At 35.8% G+C, this 19,021-nt stretch carries 16 protein-coding genes; 6 read left to right on the top strand and 10 right to left on the bottom strand.

Going from position 1 to position 19,021, the window contains the following annotated elements; genetic code table 11:
- Positions 1-31: 31 nt before the first annotated feature.
- The 3 genes from IPI65_12900 (at position 32) to IPI65_12890 (ending at position 4,790) form a co-directional block, all read left to right on the top strand.
- Positions 32-2,230 carry a glutamine synthetase III gene (locus IPI65_12900; protein MBK7442411.1) on the top strand — a complete coding sequence of 733 codons (2,199 nt, stop codon included), beginning with the start codon at positions 32-34 and terminating at the stop codon, positions 2,228-2,230.
- 494 nt (positions 2,231-2,724) lie between these two features.
- Positions 2,725-3,729: a hypothetical protein gene (locus tag IPI65_12895; GenBank protein MBK7442410.1), complete on the top strand. Its 1,005-nt coding sequence runs from the start codon at positions 2,725-2,727 to the stop codon at positions 3,727-3,729.
- A gap of 143 nt (positions 3,730-3,872) precedes the next feature.
- Positions 3,873-4,790: a T9SS type A sorting domain-containing protein gene (locus tag IPI65_12890; GenBank protein MBK7442409.1), complete on the top strand. Its 918-nt coding sequence runs from the start codon at positions 3,873-3,875 to the stop codon at positions 4,788-4,790.
- A 299-nt stretch (positions 4,791-5,089) separates the two neighbouring features.
- Here IPI65_12890 and IPI65_12885 read toward each other — a convergent pair whose 3' ends face one another.
- Entirely contained in the window at positions 5,090-6,574 is a 1,485-nt protein-coding gene (locus tag IPI65_12885; protein ID MBK7442408.1) for an OmpA family protein, read from the bottom strand.
- A gap of 997 nt (positions 6,575-7,571) precedes the next feature.
- On the opposite strand from IPI65_12885, the gene bla reads away from it, so the two are divergent.
- Positions 7,572-8,462 (top strand): class A beta-lactamase, subclass A2, encoded by an 891-nt coding sequence (gene bla / locus IPI65_12880; GenBank protein MBK7442407.1) that lies wholly within the window; start codon positions 7,572-7,574, stop codon positions 8,460-8,462.
- Between the two features lie 50 nt (positions 8,463-8,512).
- Here bla and tnpA read toward each other — a convergent pair whose 3' ends face one another.
- The gene (tnpA, locus tag IPI65_12875) at positions 8,513-8,989 is read right to left on the bottom strand and encodes an IS200/IS605 family transposase (GenBank protein ID MBK7442406.1); all 477 of its coding nucleotides are present in this window, start codon (positions 8,987-8,989) and stop codon (positions 8,513-8,515) included.
- Positions 8,990-10,565: 1,576 nt separating this feature from the next.
- Positions 10,566-11,453, bottom strand: a complete 888-nt coding sequence (locus IPI65_12870; GenBank protein ID MBK7442405.1) for a LysM peptidoglycan-binding domain-containing protein — start codon at positions 11,451-11,453, stop codon at positions 10,566-10,568.
- A 99-nt stretch (positions 11,454-11,552) separates the two neighbouring features.
- Here IPI65_12870 and IPI65_12865 point away from each other — a divergent pair, with 99 nt between their 5' ends.
- Complete coding sequence (locus IPI65_12865) at positions 11,553-12,926, top strand: nodulation protein NfeD (protein MBK7442404.1); 1,374 nt, start codon at positions 11,553-11,555, stop codon at positions 12,924-12,926.
- 16 nt (positions 12,927-12,942) lie between these two features.
- Positions 12,943-13,650, top strand: coding sequence for a 3-deoxy-manno-octulosonate cytidylyltransferase (gene kdsB, locus IPI65_12860; GenBank protein ID MBK7442403.1), 708 nt, complete (start codon positions 12,943-12,945; stop codon positions 13,648-13,650).
- Positions 13,651-13,844: 194 nt separating this feature from the next.
- Here the strand turns inward: kdsB and IPI65_12855 are convergent, their stop codons facing one another.
- The 7 genes from IPI65_12855 to IPI65_12825 all read right to left on the bottom strand — a co-directional run bounded on the left by IPI65_12855 (position 13,845) and on the right by IPI65_12825 (position 18,976).
- Positions 13,845-14,294, bottom strand: a complete 450-nt coding sequence (locus IPI65_12855) for an SRPBCC domain-containing protein (GenBank protein ID MBK7442402.1) — start codon at positions 14,292-14,294, stop codon at positions 13,845-13,847.
- 57 nt (positions 14,295-14,351) lie between these two features.
- Positions 14,352-14,948, bottom strand: coding sequence for a YdeI/OmpD-associated family protein (locus IPI65_12850; GenBank protein MBK7442401.1), 597 nt, complete (start codon positions 14,946-14,948; stop codon positions 14,352-14,354).
- A gap of 83 nt (positions 14,949-15,031) precedes the next feature.
- Positions 15,032-15,844 (bottom strand): hypothetical protein, encoded by an 813-nt coding sequence (locus tag IPI65_12845; protein MBK7442400.1) that lies wholly within the window; start codon positions 15,842-15,844, stop codon positions 15,032-15,034.
- A 106-nt stretch (positions 15,845-15,950) separates the two neighbouring features.
- Complete coding sequence (locus IPI65_12840) at positions 15,951-16,745, bottom strand: class I SAM-dependent methyltransferase (GenBank protein ID MBK7442399.1); 795 nt, start codon at positions 16,743-16,745, stop codon at positions 15,951-15,953.
- Positions 16,746-16,786: 41 nt separating this feature from the next.
- Entirely contained in the window at positions 16,787-17,797 is a 1,011-nt protein-coding gene (locus IPI65_12835; GenBank protein ID MBK7442398.1) for a hypothetical protein, read from the bottom strand.
- A gap of 36 nt (positions 17,798-17,833) precedes the next feature.
- Positions 17,834-18,553 (bottom strand): metallophosphoesterase family protein, encoded by a 720-nt coding sequence (locus IPI65_12830; protein MBK7442397.1) that lies wholly within the window; start codon positions 18,551-18,553, stop codon positions 17,834-17,836.
- A gap of 48 nt (positions 18,554-18,601) precedes the next feature.
- Positions 18,602-18,976: a DUF779 domain-containing protein gene (locus IPI65_12825; protein ID MBK7442396.1), complete on the bottom strand. Its 375-nt coding sequence runs from the start codon at positions 18,974-18,976 to the stop codon at positions 18,602-18,604.
- Positions 18,977-19,021: the final 45 nt, after the last annotated feature.

Raw genomic sequence — 19,021 nt, 5'->3', positions numbered from 1 at the left:
AGGCCATAATTTTGCAGAAAAATAATCCGGAATGATATCAAACAGGTCCTCTGCTATGGAACAGGTGCTTAATCGCGAGGCGATTGAGGTAAAAGTCCCTTCCACCAAAATTTCAGACTATTATGGTTCAAATGTGTTTAGCGAAGAAATTATGCGCAAACACCTGAGTGAAGAAGCCTACTTCAGTGTAAAAGCTTCTATTCAGCATGGCCAGAAAATCGATCGCAAAATAGCCGATCAGGTTGCTGCGAGCATGAAAGCCTGGGCAATGAGCAAAGGAGCTACTCATTATACACACTGGTTTCAGCCACTAACCGGCACCACGGCCGAAAAACACGATAGCTTTTTTACACCAAGCGGTCCCGCAGCAGGTATTGAGGTTTTTAGCGGTGGCGCATTGGTTCAGCAGGAGCCTGATGCATCCAGTTTCCCGAGTGGTGGTATTCGCAGCACATTCGAAGCGCGCGGTTATACAGCATGGGATCCTTCCTCACCGGCATTTATTCTTGAATTAGGCAGTGGCAGCACTTTATGTATTCCAACCATTTTTGTTAGTTATACAGGCGAAGCGCTCGACTATAAAGCACCTTTATTAAAATCGTTACATTTATTAGATGAAGCCGCTGTTCCGGTTTGTCAGTATTTCGATAAAAACGTAACGCGTGTTACCGCAACTTTAGGTTGGGAACAGGAATATTTTTTAGTTGATGAGGCTTTATTTTTAAATCGCCCTGATTTAAGTATTTGCGGCAGAACTTTAGTTGGCCACTACCCTGCTAAAGGTCAGCAGTTAGAAGACCATTATTTCGGAACAATTCCTGAACGTGTATTTAATTACATGGTCGATTACGAAATGGAATGTCATAAATTAGGCATACCACTGCGCACGCGTCACAACGAAGTTGCACCCGGACAATTTGAGTGTGCACCAATGTTTGAAGAAGCCAGTATTGCGGTTGACCATAACTGTTTATTAATGGATGTAATGGAACGTGTAGCACGTCGTCATAAATTGCGTGTATTGTTTCATGAAAAACCATTTGCAGGTGTTAACGGCTCGGGTAAACATAACAACTGGAGTATGAGCACCGATACCGGAAAAAATTTATTAAGTCCCGGTAAAACGCCAAGAACCAATTTACAATTTCTAACATTTTTTATTAATACCATTAAAGCAGTGCACGATAATGCCGATTTATTACGTGCAAGTATTGCCAGTGCAAACAACGATCATCGTTTAGGAGCAAATGAAGCACCACCTGCAATTATTTCAGCATTTATCGGAACAGCATTACGTTCGGTATTAAATGAAATTGAAAATCGTGTTGACACAAAAACATTCGACGATTTAGACAAAGCAGATTTACGTTTGGATATTCATAATAAAATTCCCGATTTATTATTAGATAATACCGACAGAAACAGAACCAGTCCTTTTGCATTTACCGGAAATAAATTTGAATTCCGTGCAGTTGGTTCCAGTGCAAACTGCAGTAAGGCAATGACTACGGTCAATACTATTGTTGCCGCGCAGTTAAAAGCTTTCCGCGAAGAAGTTGACGCTACAATAAAAGGTGGCGAAAATAAAGACAATGCCATTATTAAAATATTGACCCGCTACATTGGTGAGAGTAAAAATATTTTATTTGAAGGCGATAATTACAGCGATGAATGGGCAAAAGAAGCAACCGAAAATCGCGGTTTAAATAATGTAAAAACTACACCTGAAGCAATTGATTTTTATGCGACTGAAAGAGCCAAAAATATTTTTGTAAAAAATAATATTCTCAGCGAACGCGAGTTGCATGCACGTATGGAAATTGAATTTGAAGAATACGCCAAAAAAATTCAGATAGAAGCACGTATATATGGTGAGTTGGTTTACAACTATGTATTACCTGCCGCTGTTGAATACCAAAATGAATTACTCGACAATGTAATGAAATTAAAAGCCGTTGGTTTAAATGAGGAACATTACAAAGAACAAATCGACCTGGCAAAAACAATTACCTTGCATTTAAATCACTTACGCGCAGCTTTAGAGCGCATGGTAGAGGAACGCAAACGCGCCAACCGCATTGAACACGCCCGCGAAAAAGCATTTGCGTATTGCAATAACGTAAAAACATTATTCGACGAAATTCGCGAACACGCCGATATGCTTGAGCGCTATTTACCCGACACCAAATGGCCACTCGCCAAATACCGCGAATTATTATTTGTTAAATAATTTTTTTGATATAAATTGGTTTTGAGGCCCCGCTTGCGGGGTCTTTTTTTTTGCAGCAGAAAATATATTGCGCTTCAGTGTATAAATAAAAAGTATTAATAATTTGAAGCATCAACATCCCCCCACCAAACAACATCGTTGCCCGCTTTCCGTTGCAACAAACCGCAACTGTGAATTATTTATAATATTCGGCTGTTTCATTGGTACATCGGTACATTAACACATTGGTACATTGGTTTGTTTCCACTTCAATCGGGGCTAGTTTATCATTTATCGTTTATTAAGAAATAGTTATTAGTTTAACTTTAAATGCTGAATTAAGATAAAACAGGCTGTTATCAGCGCATATGCACGTTAATTTTACAGCTGGATGAATATATTTAATTTTATGAAAATAATAGTTAGGTAAAGCACATAAATCGAAATATATATTTCCATAAAAATTAATCAGAATATCATACATACTAAATCCCTCACCACATCGTTAACTCCACATGAAACCACACCTGCAATTAACCTTTGCCTTAATATTTGCTTATACTACTGCTTACGCTCAATTACCGGATGAAAACTTTATGGTTCCTGATTCACTTATACTTAACCAAAAGTTACATATGCATGGGCGTTACATAACAGAAATTGGGTATAATAATAAAAATTATTATTTCAACAAAGCCGGTAAAGTGGATAGATATACTTATGCGGACAAAAAATCATCGGTTAACATTGATTCGGTTGTGACATACGATAGTTTGTATTTGCTAAAAGGTTGGAATGTCGCATATACTTCGGAACAACTAAACCAAAAAACGGAATGTAATTGTAATAATTACAATAACTTGCAAGTTTGTGACATCAAAATAATTAACCTCAACAATTTACAGTTTTCAACGCAACAAATTGTTTCCGTTGCCAGAAAAAATTATACGGCCACGAGAGTCAGCAAAAAATCAGGCGAAGTTGTGGTGGATTCTACCGTATTCGACAACAACTCCTTAACCTTAATTAATTATCATTTTACCAATAATATTAAAGACACCATCAGAAATTATTTAAAACTAACTTCCACCGTAACTACAAAATATAATACCAAACTTAATGTAAAAGAAGAACATAATAAAAATTATTATGTAACTTACGAATATGATACATTACAACAATTGCAATCAAAAAGTTATTATTACTACAATTACGATTCTGTTAAACATATCTATGTAAACCCTGCCTTAAAATTTAAGGTTACTTATATTTACGAATCAAATAAAATTACAGAATCAGTATATTTCCAGGCACCGGGAACACATCAACCGGAGTTATGGTATGTCACCACACTATCGATGCGTAAATCACTGGATACTTTGATTACAAAGATCAATTATGCGCGCAGGTTTTATCCGTTATCAACTGCAATAAATAGTGAAAATGCAGCGCCCGCAAAGGTGGAATTGCCAGCGAATTCTGTTAAAATGAAAATGCGGATTAGTTATAAAATAAATTAATGTGCTGATGTGCTAATGTGCTGATGTGCTGATTAAACAGCCAATTCTGAGTAAAGAGTTTATTTCGAAGCTTTCAAATGACTATTACAATATTGAAATAAACACTACTTTTGGCAAAGTTGACCACTACAAATTGGTAAAACATGGCTATTAAAAAGAAGCGCTTAATAAAAGAATTAATGCAATATTCAATGATGAGTTCAGCTTTTTTATTGTCAGGCAATGTAATAAAGGCACAGGTTACATATTTTGATGTTGTCCCGGATTTTGTCTTAGATACCGGTGGCGAAGGCGCTTATTTGGATATTGATAATAATGGCACTATAGATTTTGTAGTATTGAATTCGTCATTCACCTTTACAACTTTTCCATACGAGCATATTATAAACAGAAGGGATTTATTAGCAGGACCTTTTATATCTCAAAATTATCTAGCCGGCACAACAGTTCATTATTCTACTTCCTCCGGAGGATGGACATGGGCCTTCCCATATGCATTATCAAATGGTCAAAAAATTGATAGCAATCTTGAGTGGAGAAACAACGCAGAGCAATTTTTAGCAGAAAAAGAAATACATGAAACATTTACAGCTGATTGCTTTTATTGCCACTGGTTTAATGAATCCAATTCCCTTTCAATTTTCGATCATTATATTGGAATAGCATTTTTAGATTTTGCAAATAATAATCATTTTGGATGGATACGGTGCGATGTTAAAGATTTGGGGCGAACACTCGTAATAAAAGATTATGCATTTGAAACCATGCCTAATCATGCGATATTCGCAGGAGACACAACGCATTATGTAACAATAACTGAACCTGTTACAAAACCGGTGGCTAAAATATTTTCTAAAAGTAATTCTCTAACAATAATTACAACTGTAATATCAGATGAATTATACCTTTCTGTTTTTGATGTTAATGGTAAAGAAATTGAATCAATTGTATTAAATTCCGAAACAAATAAAATCCCATTTATACATCCGACGGGTATTTATTTTTATTCATTGAGCATAAAAGGTGAAATTATCCAGTCGGGTAAAATTGCTAATTTATAGTTAGAATCATTTAATATTTCATACTGTTAATTGGAACTGAAAGAATTAATTATTTGCACAATTAATTCAATAATAACGATACAGGTACTCCTAGTCCGGATCGCAGCGGAAACAAACTGATGTACCAATGTAATAATGTACCGATGTACCAATGAAACAGCCGAATTATATAGATAATTCGAATTTATTGTTTGTTGCAGCGAAGAGCCGGTAGGGATGTTGTTGATGTGGTGGATGTTGCTACTCCAAAAAAAAGAAATTTAAATTATTATCTCAACTGTTAAAGTATACTCCTAATTTTATGTATTGAGTTTATTTAGGGCTGCCTTTAATTCTGCTTCGGTCATTTGGTTGAAAACGGGTTGAACGGTGGCGTTTTCGGCAATTTCTAATTCGGTGATACTTAAGTATGGGGTTTTATTTTCATATTTTATGAGCACCACATAACAGGTATTTCCTTTGCCTACATTTGAAAAACCAATTTTACTTGCACTGGCATAATTCGTGGGTAAAATACTTTTAAATGATTTAAAAACCATATAGGCAACTACATTATCAGTTAATGGTGCATCTACCATAACAATTGTTTTCTGCTCTTCAGGCAAATCAATAAATCGGTCACAGTTCATAAATCCTAAACCGGTTGACTCTACCATATAAAAATTGGTTTTTGCTTCTTTCTCTTGACGTTTATTTAACAAACGATTGAGTGCATATCTGTCTTTAACACCAAATGCGACACATAAACTATCAACGTACGCATAATATGCCTTCCAATTAGTTCGGTAATAAGATTTGCGTTCGGTGTAAGCGGGAGTTACTAAACCCAAATCATTTCGCATACCACAAAATAAATAGGGGCAACTTTTACGTCGCACTTTTTTAGAAAACATACTTGGATCTAAAAGCCGATTTAGCTGATATCGGTTTATGCTTCTAAATTGACGACGCGATACTTGCCAATTCAAATTTCCATTTGCATCGTGTGCACCTGTAAAAAATTGCATGCCTTCAACAAGTGAATCGGTTGGAATTAAAATGCGTAGTGCTTTATCATCTTTTAAGGTTAACATGCGTGAGCCAATTTTTGCATTCACATATAACATACCATCGGTTTGCAATTGCGATTTTCCGGAAACGGTGGTGAGGCCATTTAATAGCATATCGCTTACGGTATAGGATTCCTGTAAAATAATTTCAACTTGTTCGTTCGATTTACTTTCAGGAATATAAAATGCATCTGCGGGAATATTAATTACGGTTCCATAATTACCATAAATAACAGTATCACGGTCGGGGTCAATAGTGAAATATTGTTTGGGTGTTTTTAATTTATCGAGCAGGTCCTGAATATTATCGGTAACGGGAATTTCTTCAACTTTTGCTTGGGTGTAGGTTATAATAATATCTACACAACGTTTGCCATAATGATATCCGCTTTGGGGATTTTCAGGTATTGTTTCACCATACCATTGAACCTTAATTTTATTGCTGCTATTGGCCGGAATTCGACTGCTTAAATTATTATATACCGCTTCTGCCCGGTTTTTTGAAAGGGTAATATTAAAATCATCTGAAGCCTTTTCATCAGTGTATCCATTTATTTGAATTGCAGTAATCAGGATACTGCTGTCGGTAAGTATTTCGGCGTATTGAACGAGGTTTTTCAGGTTGGCAGAGGTGAGGGTATATTCCTTATTTTCAAAGTAAAGACTGAGTATTTTTTGCTGACCAAATCCATAAAACGAGGAGCAAACCAATAGGAGGAAATAAAAGGTTTTCATAGCTTGTGTTTCGGCTTTAACGAAAAAGTTCAGGGGTTTAGTATGGGGATGAGGGATGAGTAATGAGGGATGAGTGGTTTGGTGCATTAGATGGAATTAGGATTATTTATTTTTCATTTTTTATTAAATGAACATTTTTTAACAGCCGAAACCACGGAGCAACACAGAGGAAATACACACGGAGTGCACGGAGAAATTGTTTGTTTATTCGAATTAATCGTAATAGTATTTCCATTACATAAAAATTTAATTTTATTCGAATATTCTCTCTGTGTTTTCTCTGTGGGCTGCCTCTTTGTGCCCTTTGTGGTTTCGGCTGTTTTATTGGTGATTTGAAATGAGAAATGAGTAATGAGGGATGAGTGGATTGGTGTTAATGATGGAATTAGGATTATTTATTTTTCATTTTTTTTAACTGCACATTTTTAAACAGCCGAAACCACGAAGAAACAAAGGCCGCGAAGAAACACAAAGGTTTAATACATTAACCTTAGCGCTACTTTGTGGCCTTCGAGACTTTGTGGTGAAAGATGAGTAATGAGTAATAAGGGATGAGTGGTTTAGAGCTTTAGATGGAATTTGGATTATTTATTCTTCATTTTTTATTAACTGCACTTTTTTAAACAGCCGAAACCACGAAGAAACAAAGGCCGCGAAGAAACACAAAGGTTTAATACATTAACCTTAGCGCTACTTTGTGGCCTTCGAGACTTTGTGGTGAAAGATGAGTAATGAGTAATAAGGGATGAGTGGTTTAGAGCTTTAGATGGAATTAGGATTATTTATTTTTCATTTTTTATTAACTGCACTTTTTTAAACAGCCGAAACCACGAAGAAACAAAGGCCGCGAAGAAACACAAAGGTTTAATACATTAACCTTAGCGCTACTTTGTGGCCTTCGAGCCTTTGTGGTGAAAGATGACGAATGGAAAATGCGCGGCTATAATTTGAATTGTTTTAAAAAACATATCTTTGATTGAACCTGTAAAATTTATAAATGATGTTCAGACTACTTTTTGTTTTACCGTTTTTGATGCTATTTCAAATTAACCTTAACGCACAAACCGATTCGCTTCAAAAGGATTTAAAACAATTGATTGCTGATAAAAATGCAGTTGTTGGAGTTTATATAAAAGTTATTGAAACGGGAGAAACAATTACGCTCAATCCGGAATATAAGTATCCGCTCATGAGCGTGTTTAAATTACATTTGGGGCTGACGGTTTTACATTTAATTGATAAAGGCGAACTACAATTAAATCAGGAAATTTATATTAATAAATCAGACCTTTTGGAAAACACCTGGAGCCCAATCAGAGTTAAATATCCCGAAGGCAACATTAAATTAACCATTGCCGAATTATTACAATATACCATTTCCGAAAGCGATAATAATGGATGTGATATATTATTAAAATTAATTGGTGGCACCGAAGTGGTAAATAATTACATGCATGCCATCGGAATTTCAGATGTGCAAATAAAAGTAAACGAAAACGACATGCATGTACATCCCGACACATTATATGCCAACTGGACAAAACTTGAAGCAGCAGGCACGATTTTACAAATGGTTTATGCAGGAACAATATTAAAAGATTCAACAAATAAATTCCTCCTGCAAACACTAACCAACACCACCACAGGTCCGCAACGATTAAAAGGCATGTTGCCCGACACCACAATAGTAGCACACAAAACCGGCACCTCCGGTGAAAACAATAACGGCGTAACAGCCGCAGTAAACGACATCGGTATAATTACACTCCCGAATGGAAATCACATGATTATCTGCGTGTTCGTCCGCAATTCCCGAGAATTATTTGAAACCAACGAAAAAATAATCGCCTCAGTGGCATATGCCGCCTGGAAGCACTTTGGCGAATAAAGGGGTGGTTGCAAATTACTTGAATTGCGACTACAAGCTGCGTATTATAATTAACCAGCACCTTTATTTTCATCGGAGTCAAATAAAAATTGTTCTTCGAATTCCACCTCATTAGTTTTCATTAATTCAACATATTCCTCCTCAAAAGAATGTTGTTGATGATGTGCTTCCTGATTTAAGATATAGTCATAAACTCTGCTAACATGTTTTTTTGAATACGAAAAAAATCCGTAACCACTTTGCCATTCAAACTTGCAATCCAAAAACTTTTTGTCATTAATAAAATTCGTTGAACTACGTTTTACATCCCGCACCAAATCAGCAACCACAACATGCGATTTCATGGCAAAAAATATGTGGATATGATCTTCCGCAGCATTTACAATCAGTGGCTTTACACCTTTTCGGTTAATTATTCCGGTAATGTATTTATTTAATTCATCTTTCCAGGATTTGTCAATTAATTTTCGTCGGTATTTAACCGCAAACACCACCTGCACATAAATATCGCCATAGGTATTCGGCATAAAATAATTTTAAGGGGTAAACTAAATAATGGCAAATGTATAAATTTAGATTTGTGATAGTTAATAATTATTGCAATTTTTTTTGCAAATTATTTTATCAAAAATCCTCCAAAATGTGTTAAACGCGGGTATATGTTTGATATCAAAAATACTAAGCGCGTAATACTCGGATGGGTGATAAAAAAAATATTTTTATTTTTTTTATCATGTAGGTCTGCCCCTTACCCCTTTAGGGGTTACATATTTTTAGAATGATGATACGTTTATTTTTTTATTACCCCTTTAGGGGTAACATATTTTTTATTGGTGATTTATACATTTTTTTTACGGCTACCATAGATTAATTCATCGTTTAATTGTACATATCGTCATTATGGAACCCCTAAAGGGGTTCACCGGATTTTGTGGGGGTACTTAGTTAAAAATATGGAACCCCTAAAGGGGTAAGGTTATTAGTTACTAGGATATTTTGATTAATTTATGATTAATCTGGCTTACGCATGATTAATTTATAGAATATATAATTACCCCTTTGGGGTTACATATTTTAGAATGTGATACGTTTATTTTTTTATTACCCCTTTAGGGGTAAATATTTTTTGGTGATTTATACATTTTTTTACGTCTACCATAGACTAATTCATCGTTTAATTGTACATATCGTCATTATGGAACCCCTAAAGGGGTTCACCGGATTTTGTGGGGGTGCTTAGTTAAAAATATGGAACCCCTAAAGGGGTATGGTTATGAGTTACTAGAATATTTTTGATTAATTTATGATTAATCTGGCTTACGCATGATTAATTTATAGAATATATAATTACCCCTTTAGGGGTTACATATTTTTAGAATATTGGTGCGTTAATTTTTTTATTACCCCTTTAGGGGTAACATATTTTTTATTGGTGATTCATACATTTTTTTTACGTCTACGTTAGGTTAATGCATCATTTAATTGTACATATCGTCATTATGGAACCCCTAAAGGGGTTCACCGAATTTTGTGAGGGTGCGTGGTTAAAAATATGGTACCCCTAAAGGGGTATGATTATGAGCTAATAGAATATTTTTGATTAATTTGTGATTAACCTGGCTTACGCATGATTAATTTATAGAATTTATAAATACCCCTTTAGGGGTTACATATTTTTAGAATATTGGTGCGTTAATTTTTTTATTACCCCTTTAGGGGTAACATATTTTTTATTGGTGATTCATACATTTTTTTTACGTCTGCCGTAGGTTAATGCATCGATTTATTATGCATATCGTCATTATGGAACCCCTAAAGGGGTTCACCGAATTTTGTGAGGGTGCGTGGTTAAAAATATGGTACCCCTAAAGGGGTATGGATGCGAGTTAGTAGGAGATTCTAGAGTAAATTATCGTAGACCTATATTACGATATTAATTTAGAGAATTCACATGTTACACCTAAAGGTGTAACAAAATGTCGGCATGTTAATTCATGGTTTTTTTTAATACCCCTTTAGGTTTACCTGCCGCCTTAGGCAGGGGTAAAATAAAAAAAGCGGCAAGACACGCCTTGCCGCTTATCACACTTATTAACGAACGAATTATTTCATTGCCTGATCATCGGGCAGGTAGTAGGTTATTTCAACAACAAAACGGTTGTCTAATACATTTAATCTTTCTGCTGCGCCGGCGCTGAGTTTTACGAGTACTTTTTCTTGCACTTCACTTTCACTTAAACTGCCAATTACCTTCGCATAAATTATTCTGTTATTCATCAGGTTGCGGATTTTTACGATTGATCCTACCGGAGCAGAATTATGTAAAACGTAAAATCTGTCACCACCCGCTTCAATTCCATTATTTTCAATCCATGTTGCAACACCTTTTTCGGATGCTGCAATCATATCCTCCGACATATATTCGGCATATAATTGCGCAAATGATTTTGATTTATCGGTTGCCGGTGTCGATGTTTCTTTATTTAAATCGGTAGTGGATAAAACACTCTCCGAATTGGTTGTCTGACTTACAGCAGGTGCCGATTTATCCGGTTGCGCTGAGGTGCCTTCCATTTCTTTTTTTATCTCTTCCTTTTTTTCTGTTACCGGAACGGCGACAATTTTTTCGTTGGAAGTAGTTGGTTTCGGATTTTCTTTTTCTGCTGTTACTTTTGGAGCAGGCTCTGTTTTGGGTTCTGCTTTTGCTGTTGATGTTGTTGGAACTACCCCATTATTTACCGGAACCAAAATTTCCTGACCCACTTTTAATGCGCCCATATCCACACCCGCATTCGCTGCAGCTAAATCTTTAAAGCTGATACCATACTTTCTGCTCACCGCATAAGCTGTTTCACCGGCACCCATTTTATATACTACCAGCGTTTTGCCATCCATCACCTTAACCCCAAGCGAATCGCCCGGAACCTGGTTGTTTCCCACAACACTCCATGCCCAAAGCAGCACGAGTATTAATACACAAATTCTCTTCATATTTTTATCTTGTAAAAGTGCTTCCATAATTAACGCGTATTTTTGTGGAGCTATTGTTTATTAACAGATTATTCACATGCAAAAGTAAATCGGTAAATCATGCGCAGAGGCTTATCCAGATTGATTTTATTCACCATTGTACTCGTTAGTGTACTACTATGCACACAGGGCCAAACCCCGCCAACTGTGGATAAAACCCCTTCCAACAAGGTTTATTACTTCGAATTACACGAAGATATCGGGCCTTCATCGGTGCGTATTGTAGACAGGGCGCTGGAAGAGGCGGTTGCCATGCGGGCAGATTACATAGTAATGAGCCTCGACAGCTATGGCGGACTGCTGGATGCCGGAGATACCATTCATGTGAAATTGTTGCGCTGTAAAATTCCGGTATTGTGTTACGTTACCAATAATGCGGCTAGTGCAGGCGCTTTGATTGCCCTGAGTTGCGATTCCATATATATGTCACCGTTTGCTAAAATTGGTGCCGCCAGCGTGGTAGACCAGGAAGGAAATGTGGTGAATGAAAAATATCAGGCTTATATGCGCGGAATTATGCGTTCTACTGCCGAAGCCAATGGTCGCGACCCTGAAATTGCTGAAGCGATGGTGCAGGGCGGTGGTGCGGTTCCGGGTGTAATTGACAGCGGAAAAATTTTAACATTTACTACCAGCGAGGCAATTAAAAATGGTTATTGTGAAGGAGAGGTAAATAGTGTGGAGGATGTACTAATGAAAGCACAAATTCAACCCGCTACTATCACTGAATATAAAATGTCGGGTATGGACAAGGTGATGGCATTTTTGTTAAATCCCATATTACGAGGATTATGTATCACATTTATTTTTCTTGGAATATATTTTGAATTACAAACTCCAGGAATTGGTTTCGCGCTGGTAATCGCCATAATTGCTGCGTTATTATATTTCGCGCCTTTATATGTGGAAGGTTTAGCTGCAAACTGGGAAATTTTATTATTTGTAATCGGATTAATATTAATTGCCCTCGAAATCTTTGTCGTCCCCGGATTCGGAGTCACAGGTGTGTCCGGGATAATTCTAATTTTTTCGGGACTCGTTTTAAGTATGATAAAAAATGTTGGATTTAATTTTGAAATGAGTGGTGATGGCACTATTACGGAAAGTATTTTAGTGGTATTGAGCGCATTTGTAATTTCGCTGGGTGTCATGTTTGCCTTTTTCGGGCAGTTTGCAAATTCAGCTTTATTCAAAAAAATATCGTTACAAACCGCAGAAAATCATAGCGATGGATATAATTCCGCTTTATTTCAGCAACCTGCAACCATGATTGGTAAAGTTGGTGTGGCCATGAGCGATTTACGACCATCCGGTAAAATAAAAATTGACGACGAATGGTACGACGGACAAAGCGAAGGTGATTATATTTTAAAAGGTCAGGAAATTATTGTGGTGCAGGTAATGAATGCTTATTTAATTGTAAGATTAAAATAATATTTATTTTTGCCCGATGAATATTTTAGCTGTTATTCCTGCGCGTTTTGCCTCAACACGATTTCCCGGAAAACCACTGGTTGATATTGATGGCATGTCGATGATACAACGTGTTTATGTGCAGGCAAAAAAGGTAACTGCTTTTAATACGGTAATTGTTGCTACCGATGACGAACGTATTTACAATCATGTACGGTCGTTTGGTGGAGATGTTATGATGACCTCGCCCTTACATGTTTCAGGCACTGATCGCATTGGCGAAGTTTGTCGCAATATTGCCGAACAACCGGATGTTATTGTAAATATTCAGGGAGATGAACCATTTATTCAGCCGGAGCAATTAATGTTATTGCTTACTGCATTTAACGACCACTCAACTGAAATTGCTACACTGGTAAAAAAAATTGAACAGCCGGAAGAAATTGAAAATCCTAATGTCGTTAAAGTAGTATTTTCAACGCATCATAAAGCATTATATTTTTCACGAAGTGGTATTCCTTTTCCAAGAAATATAAAAACGGATTATTATAAACACATCGGTATATATGCCTATCGTGAAGCAATCTTACATCAGCTCACACAACTCTCTCCTACTCCATTAGAACAAAGTGAATCGCTTGAACAATTGCGGTGGTTGGAAAATGGGTTTACTATAAAAGTTGTGCCCACTACAATTGATACAATTGGAATTGATACGCCTGATGATTTATCAAAAATTAAGTAACCGATTCGTACGTTCCACAAAAGGACATTTTAACTAAACAGGTACTGCAAATAAGATGCATTACCAATAACCAATTCATGTACATCTTGCCCCCCAAAAAAACAACTTGACACTTAATAATAAACCAGTAGAACGCCTGACTTTATAGCACTTCAAGATATTTTATAGTCACTTGACATTTAATAATGAATGCGCTATTTACCTTCAACCAGGTTTTTAATTGCTACTAAAATCGGATTCCATCCTTCGCCATTATTGAATGCTTCGTTGTAACGACGTTCACCTTCGGCAACTGTTGTGTAATCACCTTGTGTAACGGTGAGTAAAGTGGTTCCGTTATTGGCAGAAAGTTTATAGGTTACATGCAAATAATTTTGCGGAATATCTTCCATGGTTGAAAATGGATCAAACACAGAATAGGTTAATAAATAAGGCGATTCAATTTTAATAATATGCCCTTTTACGAATATCATTTCCTTGCCTTCATAATTCCCACGCCATAACAATGCACTTCCTTCTGCCCAGTCGGAAACAGTTTCACAACCAAACATGTATACTTTTGTTTTTTCAGGATTCACAAGTGCATCCCACACATCTTCAACCGGCGCATTTATTGTTATTGTGTTTACGATATATTTTTCCATAATTTTAATTTTAATTTTTGAATAGCCAATTACACAATTCGGTTTTTAAGTCACACTTTATTGCCTGTATTGATTAGCCTTGATATTTTTTGCAGCTAAGGTAATTGTTTCATCTATTCTTTTTTGTCGAGTTTCAACCCTTTTTGCATTTGAAATCCATTCCAGAATACCGCGTTGTACAGAACGAGAGAAGCTGTTCCAATTTGCAAATGCCGTTTTATTTTTCTTAAACAACTTAAGCATATCGTCGGGAACAATTAATTCATCAACTGCATTTAATGCATCCCAGGTTCCGGTTTTTTTTGCTAATTCGATCATGGCTAAACCTTCAGGAGCCATTTTTCCTTCCTTAATAAATTGCGCTACTTTTTCTTTGTTGACTTTACTCCATTTACTTTTCGGATTGCGCTTCGCAAAATATTGGTAATAACTTAATTCATCCTTGGTATTTGCTTTACTGTCGATCCACCCAAAACATAGTGCCTCATCCACTGCTTCAGCATAATTTACGGATGGCACTTCCGCAGCCTTTTTATAGATAATCAGCCAGACGGCCTTTTCTTTCAAATGATTTTTTTCAAGCCATTTTCGCCATGCTGCCTGTGATTTTGCGTAAAATGTTGGAATATCTTTATAAGTTTTATCATGTACCATTAGCAAGTAAATTTACTGCTTATACGGAAAAGTAAATATTAACTAAATATGAAAGAAAATGGCCATTGACACTTGTATTATTTTTAATCTTCAACTAATTCAAATGTGATTTTTGTTGAAACCTTTAATGATACTTCTTCAGGAAAACCACTAGTACTATTACCACTTACAATTGAAGGAACTTCCATTTTCTGTGCCATGGTGGCCGTACTTGTCCCAGATACAATAATCTTATTTTCCAGGTCGAAATAACAAATTCCATTGCTTACCATATCAAATGTCGTGTTATTGGTAACTTGGTCCATTGTCATTTTCGATTCTATTGAAAGTACAGCACAATTCCTACCGGATTTTTTTTCATTCTTAATGTACTTTACAATTGTAATACCAGGAACATTAGTTCCAATTCCGTTAGTGTTTGAAACAATGCTTGCTTCTAAAGTATCTGATTCCCCCATTCTTATTGGGTTATCAGGGAGCACGAAAAACCCTGATATAAGTGTTTGTTGGCTCTGATCTTTGACTCTTCCATAATAATTAATATCTGATATTGTAAGGTCGCCTAATTGTGAACTCATGGAATCTATTACCTTGTTAGATGCATCGCGTCGCAACATTGTTGATTTCACATTAAGTATTTTTAAAGTAGCCTTAGAAGTATCCACAATCATCCAATTAACTCGACTATTTGCCTTCATCAAAACATTATTCATTTCCATAGATTCTACCACGCTGCCCGACTGAATCATTTCTTGTTTATAATCATAGACAATTGTTTTTTGTTCTGAAAAATCCAATTTAAAACTTATACTATCCGTGTCATTTCCAATAGTATTTTGGTTTTTGCTACAACCTGCAATTAATCCCGTAATTAAAAATAACGTTATTGTTTTCATAATTTAATTTTTTCGAATTTGTTTATTCCCATACTACAACGAGAAACCGGTAATGAATGAAATGAGTGAAGCCTATTTTTGTTATGTAAATATATTAAATGGTTGCTTACTTTTTTACTGCCGTCAATGCGTAAACCATAGGTATCTTATTTTCCAGATGTTCAATCCTGAATTTACCCGGCTCAAATTGGATGGTTTTGTTAAAACAATTATACGGCGAATAATCAAATTCCTGAAAGTCGGTGATTGTTAATTTATGATGTAATAAGGCAGTAAACACTTCCGCTAAACCATGGTTCCACATTACATAATCCTGCTGTATATCAGCCTGTTTATCTGCATAAGTTCCGGTTTCATTTTCAACTATTTGTCCGGAATTGTGATAAGTATATTTAATTTTCGAAAAATCATCATCAAACATCCACACTACAGGGTGAAATTCAACAAATACAAATTTTCCTCCGGGATTTAAAAACTGAGCAATAATAGCAGCCCATTTATTTAAATCGGGCAACCAGCCAATGGTGCCGTAAGAAGTATATATGATATCAAATTGTTGTGTGCAATATTGCGGTAAATCATAAATATCGCAACAAATAAAATCGACATCGGTATTTGTTTTAGTATTTAGCTCCTGTGCTGTTTGAATAGCCTTATCCGACAAATCGACACCTGTTACTCTTGCGCCGAGCCTTGCTAAAGAAATACTATCCTGCCCAAAATGGCATTGCAGGTGCAGGACTGATTTATTTTGAATATCGCCCAATAAATTGAGTTCAATTGCATTTAAAGAGGATTTACCATTGAGAAATGCAGTAACATTATAAAAATCAGATTTAAAATGTGCATCTACACGATTGTTCCATGACTTTCTGTTTATTTCGCGATAATCCTGTTCCATAGTTGGGTAAAGATAATGGATTTCGTGATTCAGGATATACATTACTTAAAAGACATCAGCCAAAATAGTGCGTAATTCATTTTCCTGTCGAGAGTAATATTTTCAAAATTATCGTTGCCAATAAAAGTAATATCCGGTAATACATTTTCCTTATATACCATACCATTTCTATCGCAGGAAAAATTGGTTGCTAATTGCATGGTTAAATTTTCTCCGAAAGCAACATAATTATTTCCGGTAGTATAACCTACTGCAGTTGGTTCACCAATAAAATAGGTTTTTGGGCGACCTTTAAACGCAATAGCCGTAATACTTCCGGAGCTTGAAGTAACAGGTCCTATTAAAACGGCAACAGGTAAAGTGTCGAAAGTATTTAAACATTTTCCAGTTACATCAGCCATCACATTATCGCCAATATAAAAGTCGCCTGATTTAATAGAAAAGGGAAATACCATTTCACCATTTTCTAATATCCCGCCACCTAAATTTGCATCGCCAATTATTGGACTCAATCCCGCCAACATCACACTTGCTTGTCCGCCCAAATTTAACCGCAAATCAACAATACAACCTTGTATGGGATATTGCGTGTATTTGCAAATACTATCATACAATGCCTGCGCATACATTTGTACCTGCTGACCCCAGGCCTGATAACCGGGAACCAATACATACAAATAACTGCCGTTAATTAATGCTGTTTTGGGAATATTATTTTGCTGTTGTGCCAGTTGTAAAATTGGTTGAATACGTTTGTAAACTGAATCTTCTAATCCGAGATAATATCCATATTGTTTATAATTGTAAGTGATTGATGAATGAACATCATTTAGTTGTTCAAAAACACTTACTAATGCATGAATAGAATCAATATCATTAGATGCGGAGGTTAATTTTTGTTTAAAGTCAACCTGAATTGCCGACCAGTTTGCAGAAGTATAAACAGAATTAGATTGAATATAATTAAATATAGAATCTGCAGCTATCGGTAACTGCGCATTTGTGGTTTTTACAAATACCAAAACCAGGATAATACACAAATGAATTTTCATAACCTGAGCAATTTGGTTATGTCAAATTTAATAAATTCAATTTGAAAACCAAACACATTCAGTTTGAATTTTATCGTTCCTGATTAAAAGCAGTCGGTAACCAAAGTTTTTATTGTCTATTACAACTTCCTCCGTATTGGGTTTAACTTGATAAGATACAGCCGGGGTGACATACTGCGTAATGTTTTTTATAGTTTGAATATGTTCCAGATGGTAATGACCGCAACATAACGTAACAGGTTGTTGAAGCTTAAAAAGCATTTCTGCCAATACATCCCTGTTGGTGAGGGCGTATAATTTATCTACCACCGTATCAACAGGTAATATTGGATGATGAACAAATACTGTAATTTTTTTTGTTGATTGAATTTTTTCCTCAAACCATTTTAATTGTGTGTCGCTAATGGTAGCAGATGATGAATCGAGATAAATAAACAAATTGGTTTCATCTTCTTCCGTATAATACAAAGCCTGTTCATTATTCGCGTTAGTCCGAAAAAAGTGTTTACTTGCTTCGTCGTAATAATCGTGATTTCCCATGGATAACGAATAGGGAATTCCGAGATAATTTAATTCGCTAAAAAAAATGAAGTTAGATTTTTTTTCACCGATATCACCACCGATATGTATCTGATTTACATTTCGTTTTTTAATGTCATCGAGAATAATTTGCCAATTTTTATGTGCATCGATGCCCTGCTCAATGGGAAAAGATTCATCGAAATGAAAATCGGTAACTATGGCAATCAGTTTCAAAATAATTGTGTTGTTGAAACACAAAAATAAAAAGAAATCAGTTAGCGGTTAATCTTCACAAAACCAAACAGGGCTGAGGTTTGCTATTTCCGCATCGGTAAATAAGCGAGATTGAATAATAAATCGTTTCCCCAATGGAATTTCGAGTGAGAAGCTGGAGCCTCTTCCATTGGTAACGTCCATGGTGAGTTGTGTATGTTTCCAGTATTCAAACTGATCTTTGCTCATCCAGAATTCGCAATCGGCAATTATACCTAAACACACATCGCTATTGCCCACACGGAATTCACCTTTTTGAAAACACATTGGCTGAGAGCCGTCGCAGCAACCGCCACTTTGGTGAAACATGAGTTCGCCATGTTGTAATTTTAACTGCTTAATTAATTCATCAGCGGCGGGTGTAATTAAAATTCTGAATATCATAATTGAAATTATAAAAGCAACCTCCGAAAATTTCAGAGGTTGCTC

This window comes from Bacteroidota bacterium (assembly GCA_016706255.1).
Classification (GTDB): Bacteria; Bacteroidota; Bacteroidia; order Chitinophagales; family BACL12; genus UBA7236.
Note: the sequence above shows the minus strand (reverse complement) of the source record. Positions and strands in the feature narration are given on the sequence as shown.

Coding starts and splice junctions, on each gene's coding strand:
- IPI65_12900 (MBK7442411.1), top strand. CDS start 32: ATGATATCAAACAGGTCCTCTGCTATGGAACAGGTGCTTAATCGCGAG.
- IPI65_12895 (MBK7442410.1), top strand. CDS start 2,725: ATGAAACCACACCTGCAATTAACCTTTGCCTTAATATTTGCTTATACT.
- IPI65_12890 (MBK7442409.1), top strand. CDS start 3,873: ATGGCTATTAAAAAGAAGCGCTTAATAAAAGAATTAATGCAATATTCA.
- IPI65_12885 (MBK7442408.1), bottom strand. CDS start 6,574: ATGAAAACCTTTTATTTCCTCCTATTGGTTTGCTCCTCGTTTTATGGA.
- bla (MBK7442407.1), top strand. CDS start 7,572: ATGATGTTCAGACTACTTTTTGTTTTACCGTTTTTGATGCTATTTCAA.
- tnpA (MBK7442406.1), bottom strand. CDS start 8,989: ATGCCGAATACCTATGGCGATATTTATGTGCAGGTGGTGTTTGCGGTT.
- IPI65_12870 (MBK7442405.1), bottom strand. CDS start 11,453: ATGAAGAGAATTTGTGTATTAATACTCGTGCTGCTTTGGGCATGGAGT.
- IPI65_12865 (MBK7442404.1), top strand. CDS start 11,553: ATGCGCAGAGGCTTATCCAGATTGATTTTATTCACCATTGTACTCGTT.
- kdsB (MBK7442403.1), top strand. CDS start 12,943: ATGAATATTTTAGCTGTTATTCCTGCGCGTTTTGCCTCAACACGATTT.
- IPI65_12855 (MBK7442402.1), bottom strand. CDS start 14,294: ATGGAAAAATATATCGTAAACACAATAACAATAAATGCGCCGGTTGAA.
- IPI65_12850 (MBK7442401.1), bottom strand. CDS start 14,948: ATGGTACATGATAAAACTTATAAAGATATTCCAACATTTTACGCAAAA.
- IPI65_12845 (MBK7442400.1), bottom strand. CDS start 15,844: ATGAAAACAATAACGTTATTTTTAATTACGGGATTAATTGCAGGTTGT.
- IPI65_12840 (MBK7442399.1), bottom strand. CDS start 16,745: ATGGAACAGGATTATCGCGAAATAAACAGAAAGTCATGGAACAATCGT.
- IPI65_12835 (MBK7442398.1), bottom strand. CDS start 17,797: ATGAAAATTCATTTGTGTATTATCCTGGTTTTGGTATTTGTAAAAACC.
- IPI65_12825 (MBK7442396.1), bottom strand. CDS start 18,976: ATGATATTCAGAATTTTAATTACACCCGCCGCTGATGAATTAATTAAG.